12 protein-coding genes are annotated in these 13,245 nt (G+C 73.8%); 9 read left to right on the top strand and 3 right to left on the bottom strand.

What is annotated here, in order from left to right; genetic code table 11:
* The first annotated feature begins 111 nt into the window (after positions 1-111).
* The 4 genes from scpB (at position 112) to ACIBQ8_RS21870 (ending at position 4,318) form a co-directional block, all read left to right on the top strand.
* Positions 112-633, top strand: a complete 522-nt coding sequence (gene scpB / locus ACIBQ8_RS21885; protein ID WP_397192990.1) for an SMC-Scp complex subunit ScpB — start codon at positions 112-114, stop codon at positions 631-633.
* Positions 630-2,702, top strand: coding sequence for a pseudouridine synthase (locus ACIBQ8_RS21880; protein WP_397192846.1), 2,073 nt, complete (start codon positions 630-632; stop codon positions 2,700-2,702). The genes scpB and ACIBQ8_RS21880 overlap by 4 nt, the downstream gene beginning before the upstream one ends.
* 70 nt (positions 2,703-2,772) lie before the next feature.
* Positions 2,773-3,132 carry a chorismate mutase gene (aroH, locus tag ACIBQ8_RS21875; protein ID WP_397171525.1) on the top strand — a complete coding sequence of 120 codons (360 nt, stop codon included), beginning with the start codon at positions 2,773-2,775 and terminating at the stop codon, positions 3,130-3,132.
* A gap of 91 nt (positions 3,133-3,223) precedes the next feature.
* Entirely contained in the window at positions 3,224-4,318 is a 1,095-nt protein-coding gene (locus ACIBQ8_RS21870) for a prephenate dehydrogenase (RefSeq protein ID WP_397192845.1), read from the top strand.
* A gap of 38 nt (positions 4,319-4,356) precedes the next feature.
* Here the strand turns inward: ACIBQ8_RS21870 and ACIBQ8_RS21865 are convergent, their stop codons facing one another.
* On the bottom strand, positions 4,357-5,211 hold the full coding sequence (locus ACIBQ8_RS21865) for a glycosyltransferase family 2 protein (RefSeq protein ID WP_397171528.1): 855 nt from the start codon (positions 5,209-5,211) through the stop codon (positions 4,357-4,359).
* A 118-nt stretch (positions 5,212-5,329) separates the two neighbouring features.
* Here ACIBQ8_RS21865 and ACIBQ8_RS21860 point away from each other — a divergent pair, with 118 nt between their 5' ends.
* The 5 genes from ACIBQ8_RS21860 (at position 5,330) to aspS (ending at position 10,976) form a co-directional block, all read left to right on the top strand.
* On the top strand, positions 5,330-5,935 hold the full coding sequence (locus ACIBQ8_RS21860) for a TetR/AcrR family transcriptional regulator (protein ID WP_397171530.1): 606 nt from the start codon (positions 5,330-5,332) through the stop codon (positions 5,933-5,935).
* Positions 5,936-5,948: 13 nt separating this feature from the next.
* Positions 5,949-7,307 (top strand): carotenoid oxygenase family protein, encoded by a 1,359-nt coding sequence (locus ACIBQ8_RS21855; RefSeq protein WP_397192844.1) that lies wholly within the window; start codon positions 5,949-5,951, stop codon positions 7,305-7,307.
* Positions 7,308-7,361: 54 nt separating this feature from the next.
* Positions 7,362-8,018, top strand: a complete 657-nt coding sequence (gene cmk, locus ACIBQ8_RS21850; RefSeq protein ID WP_397171533.1) for a (d)CMP kinase — start codon at positions 7,362-7,364, stop codon at positions 8,016-8,018.
* A 36-nt stretch (positions 8,019-8,054) separates the two neighbouring features.
* Entirely contained in the window at positions 8,055-9,446 is a 1,392-nt protein-coding gene (gene der, locus ACIBQ8_RS21845) for a ribosome biogenesis GTPase Der (protein ID WP_397171534.1), read from the top strand.
* 273 nt (positions 9,447-9,719) lie between these two features.
* On the top strand, positions 9,720-10,976 hold the full coding sequence (gene aspS, locus ACIBQ8_RS21840) for an aspartate--tRNA(Asn) ligase (RefSeq protein WP_397171536.1): 1,257 nt from the start codon (positions 9,720-9,722) through the stop codon (positions 10,974-10,976).
* Positions 10,977-10,994: 18 nt separating this feature from the next.
* On the opposite strand, the gene ACIBQ8_RS21835 is transcribed toward aspS, so the two are convergent.
* Complete coding sequence (locus tag ACIBQ8_RS21835) at positions 10,995-12,557, bottom strand: MFS transporter (RefSeq protein WP_397192843.1); 1,563 nt, start codon at positions 12,555-12,557, stop codon at positions 10,995-10,997.
* Positions 12,558-12,562: 5 nt separating this feature from the next.
* The gene (locus tag ACIBQ8_RS21830; RefSeq protein WP_397192842.1) at positions 12,563-13,216 is read right to left on the bottom strand and encodes an LppX_LprAFG lipoprotein; all 654 of its coding nucleotides are present in this window, start codon (positions 13,214-13,216) and stop codon (positions 12,563-12,565) included.
* Positions 13,217-13,245 lie beyond the last annotated feature (29 nt).

Here is a 13,245-nt window from a genome sequence, read left to right as displayed (position 1 = left end):
CCTGAGTCGCCTTCCGAGCGGCCCTCGGACACCGCTGCCGACCAGGAGGAAGGCCGGCAGGACGCCCCGGAGGAGGAGCCTCGGGGGGAGGGGCCCGCTCTTGAGGCGGCCCTGGAGGCCATCCTGATGGTGGTCGACGAGCCCGTGGCCGAGATCACGCTGGCCCAGGTGCTGGAGCGTCCCACCCACGAGGTCGCGGCGGCGCTCAGAAGCCTGGCGGCGGAATATACGGCCGCCGGGCGGGGTTTTGATCTGCGGGAAGTCGCGGGTGGCTGGCGTTTCTACACGCGGGCCGACTGCGCGGCGCTGGTCGAGCGGTTCGTCCGCGACGGCCAGCAGACGCGGCTGACCCAGGCCGCGCTGGAGACCCTCGCGGTCGTGGCCTACCGGCAACCGGTGAGCCGCGCCCGTGTCGCCGCCGTACGCGGCGTCAACAGCGACGGCGTCATGCGGACGCTCGTCGCCAGGGGGCTGGTCGAGGAGGCCGGCACCGACCCGGAGAGCCAGGCAGTGCTCTACCGGACAAGCTCATACTTCCTGGAACGTCTGGGACTGCGGGATTTGAGCGAGCTTCCCGAGCTCGCCCCCTTCCTCCCCGACGACGTGGAGAACCTCGAGGAGACAACAAAGTGATCAACAGGCGCAGCACCCCGTCCGGTGATGGACGCGGTCGTGGACGTACCGGCGGCTTCGGCCGCGGCGGGCGTCCCGCCTTCCGCTCCGACGACAACCGCCGCGACGGCTCCGGCGGCGGCTTCGGCGGGGACGACCCCCGCCGCGACTCCCTTCGCGCCGACCGCGGCGGCGCCCGCGCCCGCTTCGGCGACCGCGACGACCGCCCCCGCCAGGACTCCGGCTCCCGCGGCGGCGACCGCTCCGGCTTCGGCGGCGACCGCTCGGGTCGCCCCGGCGGCGAGCGCTCCGGTTTCGGCGGCGACCGTTCGGGTCGTCCCGCTTCCGGTGGTGGCCGCTCCGGTTTCGGCGGCGACCGCTCCGGCCGTCCCGCTTCCGGTGGTGACCGTTTCGGGCGCTCCGGTGGCGAGCGTTCCGGTCGCCCCGCTTTCGGTGGCGAGCGTTCTGGTCGCCCCGCTTTCGGCGGTGACCGCTCCGGTCGCCCCGCTTCCGGTGGTGACCGCTTCGGGCGTTCCGGCGGCGACCGCGACGGCTACTCGCGCGGCGACCGCACCGACCGTCCGGCGCGTGACGACCGCTACCAGCGCGCCGACCGGCCCGCCGGTGGCGACCGCGGCGACCGTTTCCGTGACGACCGTCCGCGTGACGACCGCGGTGACCGCGGTGACCGCGGCGGCGACCGTTTCGACCGTCCCCGTCGTGAGGGCGGCTTCGAGCGTCCGCGTGGTGAGGGCTTCGGCGGGGCTTCCCGGTCCGGTGACCGGGGCAGGTTCGGCGACGACCGGCGCGGCGGCTACGGCGGCGACCGGCGCGGTGAGCGCGGCGGTTACGCCGGTGGCGACCGCGGCGGGTACTCCAACGACCGCGGCGGGTTCTCCGGCGACCGTGGCGGCAACTCCGGCGAGCGTGGTGGCTTCTCGGGTGAGCGTGGCGGGTTCTCCGGCGGCCGTGGCGGGTCCTCCGCGGGCCGCGGCGGGTACGCGGGCGAGCGGCGCGGGGAGCGTGGCGGTTACGCCGGCTCCCGTGGCGCCGGACGCGGCGGCGACGGCGAGCGTCAGGAGCGCGGCGGCTTCCGTGCCGACCGCGGCGGACGCAGGGACGACGCCCCCAGGTCCGCCTCCGCCGGCAACACCCGCGCCCGTTTCGGCAGGCGCGAGGACTCCCCTCGCGGCCAGCAGCCGCGCACCCCGAGGCGCGACGACGTCCAGACGCTCGGCGGCGGACGGCGTGCGGCCGGCTCCGAGAGCCCCCAGGCCAGGCGCGTCAAGGCCGCCCGGCAGCCGCTGCGCGACCGTGCCTTCTACGACGACGACTACACCGACGAGCGCGACACCACCGAGGTGCCCAACGGCGTCCGCCTGCAGAAGGTGCTCGCCCAGGCGGGCGTGGCCAGCAGGCGCGCCTGCGAGGAGATGATCGGCGACGGCCGCGTCACGGTCAACGGCCAGGTCGTGCGCCGGTTCGGCGCCAAGGTCGACCCCGCCACCCAGGTGATCCACGTCGACGGCAAGCGCATCCCGACCGCCCCCGACCTGGTCTACTACGCCCTCAACAAGCCGATCGGCGTCGTGTCCACCATGGACGACCCGCAGGGGCGCCCGTGCCTGGCCGACTACGTCGAGGAGCTGGCCCCCCGCCTGTTCCACGTCGGCCGGCTCGACACCGAGACCGAGGGCCTGCTGCTGCTCACCAACGACGGCGAGCTGGCCAACCGGCTGACGCACCCGAGCTACGGCGTGCAGAAGAAGTACTGGGCCAAGGTGCCGGGGCCCATCCCGCGCGACCTGGGCCGCAGGCTCAAGCAGGGCATCGAGCTGGAGGACGGCATCGCCAAGGCCGACAGCTTCGCCATCGTCCAGGAGCACGGCCAGCAGGCGCTGGTCGAGGTGGTGCTGCACGAGGGCCGCAACCACGTCGTGCGGCGCATGCTGGAGGAGGCCGGTCACCGGGTGATCGACCTGGCCCGGATCGAGTTCGGTCCGGTGAAGCTGGGCCGCACCAAGGCCGGCACGGTCCGCGCGCTGAGCCTGAAGGAGGTCGGCGACCTTTACGCGGCCGTGAAGCTGTAATCTGGCCGGAACGCAGGAGCCCGTGCGCATCTCGCACGGGCTCTCCCGCTATGGAAGGGGAACAGGGCGCATGGTGCGGGCGATCCGCGGGGCGATCCAGGTGGATGCCGACGACCGCGACTCGATCATCCAGGGGACGACCGAGCTGGTCCAGGCGATCATGGAGCGCAACAGCCTGACCACCGACGACGTGATCAGCGTGCTGTTCACCGCCACCCCCGACCTGACCTCCGAGTTCCCCGCCCTGGCGGCGCGCAAGCTGGGTTTCCACGACGTGCCGCTGATCTGCTGCACCGAGATCGACGTGCCGGGGGCGCTGCCGCGCGTGGTGCGCCTGATGGCGCATGTGGAGACCGACCGTCCGCGGGCAGAGATGCAGCATGTGTATCTGCGGGGCGCGGTGGCGCTGCGGCAGGACATCGCCCAGTAGGCGACCGGCGTGAGCCGGATCGTCGTGCGGCACGTGCCTGGCGGACACGGCAGGCAACACTCTCACTAGCCCGATAAATCAGGACATCGATATGGCCTCGGAACTCCGTACCGTGCTCGTCGTCGGCACCGGTCTCATCGGCACCTCGGCGGCCCTGGCGCTGCGCAAGCACGACGTGCGCGTGCTGCTCGCCGACCGCGACGCGGCCGCCGTACGGCTGGCCAGGGAACTGGGCGCGGGCGAGGAGTGGGAGCCGGAGCGCCTGCCCGCCGGGCAGGTCGACCTGGCGGTCATCGCGGTGCCCCCGGCGCACGTGGCCGACGAGCTGCTGAAGCTGCAGAGCAGCGGCGCCGCCCGGTTCTACACCGACGTCGCCAGCGTCAAGGCCGAGCCCATCCGCATGGCCGCGCGGCTCGGCTGCGACCTGACGACCTACGTCGCCTCCCACCCGCTGGCCGGGCGGGAGAAGTCCGGTCCTGGCGCGGCCAGGGCCGACCTGTTCCTCGGCCGGCCGTGGGCGCTGTGCCCGACCGGCGAGGCCGCCGACGACGCCAGGGCGGCGGTGCTCAAGCTGGTCGAGCTGTGCGGCGCGAACCCCGTCGAGGTGGGCGCGGAGGAGCACGACCGCGCGGTCGCCGTCGTCTCGCACGCCCCCCACGTCGCCGCCTCGGCCGTGGCGGCCCGCCTGGCCGACGCCACCGAGGTCGCGCTCGGCCTGGCCGGGCAGGGGGTGCGCGACGTGACCAGGATCGCGGGCGGCGACCCCGGGCTCTGGCTCGGCATCCTGTCGGGCAACGCGACCCCGGTCGCCGAGGTGCTGGAGGCGGTCTCCCGCGACCTGGCCGAGGCCGCGACCGCGCTGCGCTCCCTGGCCGGGGGCGACGGCACCGCGAGCGGCGACCTCACCCAGCTCCTCAAGCGCGGCGTCGCCGGGCACGGGCGCATCCCGGGCAAGCACGGCGGCCCCGCTCCCGCGTACGTGGTCGTGCAGGTGGTCATCGGTGACCGTCCCGGCCAGCTCGCGCGGCTGTTCCAGGTGTGCGACGAGGTCGGCGTCAACGTCGAGGACGTGCGGCTGGAGCACGCGCCCGGGCTGCCCCTGGGCATCGCCGAGCTGTGGGTCCAGCCCGACGCGGCCTCCCCGCTCGCCGACGCCCTGCGCGAACGCGGCTGGCAGGTCCCCTGACCACGGAGCACTGAACGCGCCGGGCCCCGCCCGCGGCGTCAGCCGGCCGCCCGCTCCAGTCTGCGGCGGGCGCGTTCCACGGCGACCGGCAGGCCGCGCCGGGCGGCCAGGGCCCGGGGCAGCCGCCGCACTGCGGTGCGCAGCCCCTCCCGGCCCGCCGGACCGCCCAGCAGCGCCTCCAGGGACCGGCGCGCCACCACCGGCCATGGACGGCGCAGCACGGCGGTCAGCACGGCGTTGCGCGCCGCCAGCGCCTGCCTGCCGCGCGGGTCGCGGGCGGGGGAGGGGTGGTGGTGGGCGACGACGTCGTCCACGTAGGCCAGCCCCCAGCCGCGCGCGGCCAGGTCCACGGCCAGCCGCTCCTCCTCGCCGAAGAAGAAGATCACGTCGTCGAAGCCGCCCGCCTCCAGGAACGCCTCCCTGCGCACGACGGCCCCGCAGGCCAGGAAGCCCAGCACGCTCGGCCCCGGCAGGTCGTCCTCGACGCCGAGCGGGGAGTCGCGCATCGCCTCCGACACCGCGTCCAGCCGCTCCTGCGGCCCGACCAGCACGCGCGCGCCCAGCACGGCCAGGCGGGGGTGGGCGTCCAGCACGTCGGCGGCCAGCTCCAGGGCGCCGGGCGCCCACCAGGAGTCGTCGTCGGCGAAGGCGACGTAGGGGGTCTCGGCCAGGCGCACGCCGACGTTGCGGCCCGGCGCGCCCAGGTTGGTCCCCGCCTCGACCACCTGGACGTCGGGGAAGTGCTTGCGGACGAACCCGGCGGTCCCGTCCGAGGAGCCGTTGTCGACGAGGATCACCGGCCTCGGGTGGCGGGGGATCGTCCGGGCCAGCGTTCTGACCCGGTCCCTGGTGGCCACCACGACCGTGACCCGCGCTCGGTTCGTCTCCGTCACGCCGGACCCCCTTACCTGGGCGGACGCCGTTACTCCTCGCCGGCGGCATTGACGGCGGGACGGAGGAGGCGTACAAAGGTCGGTAACAGCGTTACCGAGAAGAAACGGTGTTACTCAGATGGCGGTCACCGCGTACCGGCAAGCCCAGCAGGAAGGCCAGAGCGTGGTCAGGACGGCCATCCTCGACGCCGCCAAACACCTGCTCGTCGCCGAGGGCCCGGCGGCGCTCACCGTCCGGCGCATCTCCGGCGAGGTCGGCTGCTCCACGAAGGTGATCTACACCCTCTTCGGCGGCAAGGACGGCCTCAGCGAGGCGCTGTGGCTGGAGGGCTTCGCCCGGCTGGAGGCCCGCCTGCTGGCCGTCCCCGCCCAGGACGACCCGCTCCCGGCGCTGCACGCGGGCCTGGCGGCCTACCGCGAGTACGCGCTGGACGAGCCCGACTACTACCGGGTCATGTTCCAGAACGCGATGCACGGCTTCCAGCCCGCCCCCGACGCGGTCGCGGCCGGCCGGCGGACCTTCGACATCCTGGTCGAGGCCGTGGCCGCCTGCCTGGAGGCCGGACGGCTGCGCGGGGCCGCCGCCGGCGAGATAGCCGACGTGCTGTGGATGGCGATCCACGGCGCGGTGAGCCTGGAGATCTCCGGCTTCTTCGACAGCGCCGAGGCGGAGCGGCGCTACCGGCTGCTCTACACCTCCGTGCTCACGCCGTTCCTGACCTGAGAGGAAGCGCACGATGACCAGCACCCCCTTCCGCAACGGCTTCGCACCCGCGACGGAGGAGATCACGGCCTTCGACCTGGAGGTCACCGGCCGCATCCCCGCCGAGCTCGACGGCCGCTACCTGCGCAACGGCCCCAACCCGCTCGGCCTCGACGACCCGGCCGCCGGCCACCTGTTCATGGGGCAGGGCATGGTCCACGGCGTGCGGCTGCGCGGCGGGCGGGCCGAGTGGTACCGCAACCGGTGGGTGCGCAACGCCGAGGTGGCCCGCCGGCTGGGCGAGCCGCCGGCGCCGGGCCCGGTGCACGCGGGCATGGACTTCGCGGCCAACACGCACGTCATCGGCATCGCCGGGCGCACGTTCGCGACCGTCGAGGCGGGCGGGCTGCCGTACGAGCTGAGCTACGAGCTCGACACGGTCGGCGCGTGCGACTTCGTCGGCGGCCTGCCCGGCGGGTACGCCGCCCACACCCACCTCGACCCGGTCACCGGCGAGCTGCACGCGGTGGCCTACTTCGCCGGCTGGGACCACCACCAGCACATCGTGATCGACCCCAAGGGCGTGGTGGCCCAGGTCAGGGACATCCCGGTCGCCGACCGCCCGATGCTGCACGACTTCGCGCTGACCCGCCGGCACGTCGTGATCTACGACCTGCCGGTCACGCTCAGCATGGCCCACGCCGAGCGCGGCGCGCCGCTCCCGTACGCCTGGGACGACGCCCGGCCCGCCCGGCTCGGCCTGCTCTCCCGCGAGACCGGCGACGTGCGCTGGGTGGAGATCGACCCCTGCTGGGTCTTCCACACCCTCAACGCCTACGACGACGGCGACCAGGTCGTGGTTGACGTCGTCCGCTACCCCAAGCGGTTCGTGGACGCCCGGCTCGACCTGGGCGGCGCGCCCACGCTCGACCGCTGGCGCATCGACCCCGGCACGGGCCGGGTCACCACCACCCGCCTGGACGACCGCCCCCAGGAGTTCCCCCGCATCGACGAGCGCCGCACCGGCAGCCCGTACCGGTACGGCTACACCTCGGCCGCCGCCGACCTGCACGACGTGATCTACCCGGCCACCGAGCTGGAGGACCTGCCGGACGAGGCGTTCGACAACACGCTCATCAAGCACGACCTGGAACGCGGCACGCAGGAGGCGCGGCGGTTCGGGCGCGGCGCGTACGTGGGCGAGCCGGTCTTCGTGCCCTCCGGCGCCGCCGAGGACGACGGTTACCTGCTCACCTACGTCAACGACCCGGCCAGGGGAGCGGCCGACCTGGTGATCCTGTCGGCCCAGGACTTCACCGGCGAGCCGGTCGCGATCGTGCACCTGCCCGCCAGGGTCCCGCTCGGCTTCCACGGGAGCTGGATCGCGGACTGACCGGAGGCGGTAGCCTCTTCAGGTTGGGGAAACACACGTGAAGAGGGAGAGGCCGTGTCCGGTCTGGTCGTCGCCATGGACGGTCCTTCGGGGTCGGGCAAGTCGAGCGTGTCGCGCGGGGTCGCCCGTGCGCTGGGCCTGCGTTACCTCGACACCGGGGCCATGTACCGGGCGATGACGTGGTGGATGCTCCGGCAGGGCGTCGACCTGGCCGATCCCGAGGCCGTCGCGGCCCGTTGCGGCGAGCCGTCCATCGTCTCCGGCACCGACCCCGAGGGCCCCTCGATCCTGGTCGACGGCGTCGACGTGGGCGGGCCCATCCGGGAGGCCGAGGTGACCGGGGCGGTCTCCGCCGTGGCCGCCGTCCCCGAGGTGCGCAGGCGGCTGGTCGCGCTGCAGCGGGAGATCGCCGCCGCCGGTGACATCGTGGTCGAGGGCCGCGACATCGGCAAGGTCGTCTGCCCCGACGCGCCCGTCAAGGTCTACCTGACGGCCAGCGCCGAGGCCCGTGCCCGCCGCAGGAGCGCCGAGCTGGCCGGCTCCACGGTGGAGGCGCAGCAGGCCGCCATGGAGCGGCGTGACACCCTGGACTCGACACGTAAGACGGACCCACTCTCGATGGCGGATGGCGCCGTCGAGCTCGACACCACCGCGCTCAACCTCGAAGAGGTCATCGCGGAGGTGCTGAGGCTGGTCAAGGAGCGCACCTGACCTCCAGGTGCGGTACTCACCTAAGGATGAACAAGCATGTCAACGGGGGATTGGGTCGAGGCTGACCTCGACGAGCTGGAAGTCACCGAGCACGGCGACACCACGCCGCTGCCGGTCGTGGCCATCGTGGGCCGCCCCAACGTGGGCAAGTCCACGCTGGTCAACCGCATCATCGGCCGCCGCGAGGCGGTCGTGGAGGACGTGCCGGGCGTCACCCGCGACCGCGTCACCTACGACGCCAACTGGCGCGGCCGCCGCTTCACCGTCGTCGACACCGGCGGCTGGGACCCCGACGCCACCGGCATGAACCTGCGCATCGCCGAGCAGGCCCAGGTCGCCGTCGAGCTGGCCGACGTGATCGTGTTCGTGGTCGACGCCACCGTGGGCGCCACCGACGCCGACGAGATCGTGGGCGCGGTGCTGCGCCAGTCGGGCAAGCCGGTGCTCCTGGCCGCCAACAAGGTCGACAACCAGCAGCTGGAGCTGGAGGCCGCCGCGCTGTGGGCGCTCGGGCTGGGCGAGCCCTACCCGGTCTCGGCGCTGCACGGCCGCTCCAGCGGCGACCTGCTCGACGTCGTGCTCGACGCGCTGCCCGAGACGCCGCAGCTGACCTTCGGCGGCGAGCGCGGCCCGGCCCGCGTGGCGCTGCTCGGCAAGCCCAACGTGGGCAAGTCCTCGCTGCTCAACAAGCTGGCGGGCGAGGAGCGGGTGCTGGTCGACCCGATGGCGGGCACCACCCGCGACCCGGTCGACGAGCTGGTCGAGCTGGGCGGGCGCACCTGGCGCTTCGTCGACACCGCCGGCATCCGGCGGCGCGACCGCGAGCTGCAGGGCGCCGACTTCTACGCGGCCATGCGCACCCGCGCCGCCCTGGAGCGCTCGGAGGTGGCGATCGTGCTGATCGACGCCAGCGAGCCGCTCACCGAGCAGGACCTGCGGATCATCGGCCTGGTGATCGAGTCGGGCCGGGCCATGGTGGTGGCCTTCAACAAGTGGGACCTGGTCGACGAAGACCGCCGCTACTACCTGGAGAAGGAGATCGACCGGCAGCTCGTGCGCACGCCGTGGGCGCTGCGGGTCAACATCTCCGCCAAGACCGGCCGCCACATGGACCGGCTGGTGCCGGCGCTGGAGAAGGCGCTCGACTCCTGGTCCACCCGGGTGCCGACGGCGCGGCTCAACGCGTTCCTCACCGAGCTGGTGCACGCGACGCCGCCGCCCGTCCGGGGTGGCAAGCAGCCGAAGATCCTGTTCGCCACGCAGGCGTCCGTCGAGCCGCCCAAGTTCGTGCTGTTCACCTCCGGCTGGCTGGAGGACACCTACCGGCGCTTCATCGAGCGGCGCATCCGCGAGGAGTTCGGGTTCGCCGGCTCGCCGATCGACGTCACGATGAAGATCCGGGAGAAGCGCCCCAAGAAGGACAAGTAACGGGGTTGCCGTATCATCTACGGCAACACGTGGACGGAGACGAGTAGCCAGCGGGCCGCACGGGCCCAGAGAGCCGCCGGCAGCTGTGAAGGCGGTCCCGTGTCCGCTGGTGAAGACACTCCCGAGTGCGGGGAGGAAATGCCCCGCCGGCCTGACCCCCGTCATCGGGTCGTGGAGGCCGCCCCTCGCGGGCGGCGAAAGTGCGGTGGCACCGGGAGCTCCCTTCTCCCCCGCACTCCCAAGGGGTCATGCATTTCCTGCAGAGGAGCTGTAATGATCTCTCGTGTCCTGTCGGCGTCGCTCGCTGAGCACGCCGGCCGACGAGTGACGATCGCCGGCTGGGTCCATCGCCGCCGGCACCTGAAATCCGTCTCCTTCCTGGTCGTCCGCGACCGCGCCGGGCTGGCCCAGGTGGTCGGCGCGGCCCGGGAGCTGCCGCCGGAGGAGAGCGTCGTCCGGGTCACCGGCACCGTGACCCCGTCCGGGCAGGCGCCGGGCGGGTTCGAGCTGACCGGGCCGGAGATCGAGGTCCTGGCCGAGCCCGCCCAGGCGCCGCCGTTCGACCTCTACCGGCCGGTCGTGGGCGCGACGCTGCCGACGGTCCTCGACCACGCGCCCGTCGCGCTGCGGCATCCGCTGCTGCGGGCGCCGCTGGAGATCTCGGCGGCGAGCGTGGCCGGGTTCCGCGAGACGCTGGACGGCCTCGGGTTCACCGAGATCCACACGCCCAAGATCGTGGCCTCGGCCACCGAGTCCGGCGCGAACGTCTTCGGCATCGACTACTTCGGCCGCCGCGCCTACCTCGCGCAGTCGCCGCAGTTCTACAAGCAGACGATGGTCGGGGTGTTCGAGCGGGTCTACGAGGTCGGGCCGGTCTTCCGCGCCGAGCCGCACGACACCGTCCGCCACCTGGCGCAGTACACCAGCCTCGACGCCGAGCTGGGCTTCGTGGCCGACCACCGGGACGTGATGGCCGTGCTGCGGGAGGTCGTCGCGGGCATGGTGGAGTCGGTGCGCCGCCGGGCCGCGTCCGCCGTCGAGGTGGCCGGGGCCGCGCTGCCGGACGTGCCCGCCGAGATCCCGGCCGTGCACTTCACCGAGGCCCAGCGGCTGACCGGCGAGGACGAGCCCGACCTGTCACCGGCCCAGGAACGATGCCTGTCGGAGTGGGCGCTGCGCGAGCACGGGTCGGAGTTCCTGTTCGTCACCGGCTACCCGATGTCCAAGCGGCCGTTCTACACCCATCCCGACCCGGCCAGACCGGGCTACTCCAACGGCTTCGACCTGCTGTTCAGGGGTTTGGAGCTGGTGACCGGCGGCCAGCGCCTGCACCGGTACGACGACTACGTCCGGGCCCTGGACGGCGACGTCGAGCCGTACGAGGGCTACCTCCAGGCGTTCCGGTACGGGATGCCGCCGCACGGCGGGTTCGCGCTCGGCCTGGAACGCTGGACGGCCCGGCTGACCGGCGCCGCCAACATCCGCCAGACCACCGCCTTCCCCCGCGACCTGCACCGCCTGTCGCCCTGACCGGCGGCGCCGGCTGAGTCACGGTCGAAGTCCGGGGTCGGGGGCGGCGTCCGCGAGGGCGGGCGCCGCCTCCGGCCGGGCCCGGCGCGGCATGAGCAGCGCCACCGCCGCCCCCAGCAGGCAGACGAACGCCGTGAGCAGGAACATCTCGGTGTACTCGACATGCAGGGCGGCGTCGATCCGGGCCAGGTAGTCGGCCAGCCGCCGCTGGTAGGTCTGCGCGTCCACGCCGAACGGCAGCGGCGTGTCCAGATGGGTGGTCAGCGACTGGAACCGGTGGAACCCCCACGCCGACACGCCCGCCACGCCGACGAGCATGCCCATCATCCGGGCCACCACGACCGCCGCCGAGGCGACGCCGTGCTGGACGGCCGGGCTCACCCGCAGGACCGCCGACGAGACCGGCGCGATCACCAGGCCGAGGCCGAGCCCCGCCACGGCCAGGTCGGCGTCCACGGCCAGGCCCGCGCCGGCCAGGTCGAGCGGCCAGCGGCTCATCAGCCAGTACCCGGCCGCGGCGATCAGCAGGCCGGGCACCGCCACCGCGCGCTCGCCGGCCCGCCGGGCCAGCACGCCGCCGAGCAGCGCGCCCACAGCCAGCGCGCCGAGGAAGCGGGCCAGGACCAGCGCCGCGCCCAGGGCGTCCTTGTCCAGCAGCGTCTGGGCGGCGAACTGCACGAACACCATCGTCACCAGCAGCGCCGCGCCCGCCAGGAAGCTCACGCCCAGCGTCGCCAGCAGCGGCGACTTGCGGGCGGCCGACAGGTCGAGCAGCCGGACGGGGGAGCGGATCTCCCACCAGACGAAGACGCCGCCGGCCACCGCACCGGCCGCGATCACCGGCGGACCCCACGGCGGCAGCACGGTCGTGGCCGGGTCGGGGTTGTACAGGCCGACGACCAGGAGGGCCAGCGCCAGCGCCAGCAGGGCGCCGCCGACGACGTCGACGCGGGCCGTGCCGGCGGGCGGCCGGGCCGGGACCGTACGCTGCACGGCGACCGCGGCCAGGGCGGCGAGGGGCACGTTGACCCAGAAGATGGCGTGCCAGCCGCCCAGCTCCACGCCCGCCACGGCGACCGGCGGGACCAGCGCCAGCACGCCGCCGTACAGGGGGCCGAGGGCGCTGCCCAGCTCCTGCGCCGCGCCCACCGCGCCCAGCGCGAGCGGCCGGTCGCGCGCCTCCCACAGGTCGCCGATCAGCGCCATCGTGATCGGCAGCAGCGCCCCGCCCGCCACGCCCTGCACCGTACGGCCCGACACCACCATCGCCTCACCGGAGGCCAGCGCGGTCAGCACCGAGCCGAGCGCGAACGCCGCCAGGCAGGCGTGGATCAGCGGCCGCCGGCCGTAACGGTCGGAGAGCTGGCCGAGCAGCGGCATCGCGGCGACGTAGCCGAGCAGGAACCCGGTGACGACCGGCGTGACCCGCTCCAGGTGGTTCTGCGGCACGCCGACGTCGTGGGCGATGTCCATCAGGACCGTCACGACCACGTAGGCGTCGAGCGCGGCCAGCAGCACCACCGCGCCGCCCGCGCCGAGCGCGACCCGGCGGGCCCGCTCGGCCGGGACGTTCCGGCTCACCGGGCTCATCCGGACGGGGGCGGCGTGATCGTGACCGGCGCGTCGTAGTCGCTGAACGTCACCGTCACCGTGCCGTTCTGCAGCGGCAGGCTCGCCTTGGCGAGCCTGCTCGTGGCCTTGTCGACCCAGACCTTGCCGTTGACGCCCTGCGTGACGCCCGGCACGATCTGCCCGACGACCTGCCCGGAGAACGTCGTGGCCACCCGGTACGAGCCGTCCTCGACCGCCTCCACCCTGGGGTCGGTCGCCGAGGAGAGCAGCTGCGCGATGCCCTTGGCCGGATCGAGGATCACCGACGGGTCGTAGAACTGGGCGAGCTGCTGCCTGGTCATCGTCTGGAAGCCGCCGGTCGGCCCCTTGAAGTGCACGGTGTCGCCGATCAGCGCGAAGGTGATCTCCTGCAGGGTGCCCAGCACCTCCAGCGTGATCGTGCCGTCGGCGTCGCCCGCCGAGGTGAGCCTGCCGTCGGCCTTCTTGAGCGGCACGTTGGGCTTGCCCTCCGTGGCGATCGAGAAACCGGCCGACCTGACGGCCTTCATGGCCTCGGCGGACTTCTTCATCACCTCCGGCCCGGCGGGGAGCTCGTCACCCCCGCCGCCACCCGCGGAGCAGGCCGGCATCAGCGCGAGCACGACAACGATCAGCAGCTTTCGGAGCATGAGCGGATCGTAGCGACCGCCCGGGAACG

The sequence above is a fragment of the Nonomuraea sp. NPDC049646 genome (assembly GCF_044465525.1).
Taxonomy (GTDB): Bacteria; Actinomycetota; Actinomycetes; order Streptosporangiales; family Streptosporangiaceae; genus Nonomuraea.
This window is presented reverse-complemented; position numbering and strand designations above follow the sequence as displayed.

Coding starts and splice junctions, on each gene's coding strand:
- aroH (WP_397171525.1), top strand. CDS start 2,773: ATGGTGCGGGCGATCCGCGGGGCGATCCAGGTGGATGCCGACGACCGC.
- ACIBQ8_RS21855 (WP_397192844.1), top strand. CDS start 5,949: ATGACCAGCACCCCCTTCCGCAACGGCTTCGCACCCGCGACGGAGGAG.
- der (WP_397171534.1), top strand. CDS start 8,055: ATGTCAACGGGGGATTGGGTCGAGGCTGACCTCGACGAGCTGGAAGTC.
- ACIBQ8_RS21830 (WP_397192842.1), bottom strand. CDS start 13,216: ATGCTCCGAAAGCTGCTGATCGTTGTCGTGCTCGCGCTGATGCCGGCC.
- aspS (WP_397171536.1), top strand. CDS start 9,720: ATGATCTCTCGTGTCCTGTCGGCGTCGCTCGCTGAGCACGCCGGCCGA.
- ACIBQ8_RS21860 (WP_397171530.1), top strand. CDS start 5,330: ATGGCGGTCACCGCGTACCGGCAAGCCCAGCAGGAAGGCCAGAGCGTG.
- ACIBQ8_RS21870 (WP_397192845.1), top strand. CDS start 3,224: ATGGCCTCGGAACTCCGTACCGTGCTCGTCGTCGGCACCGGTCTCATC.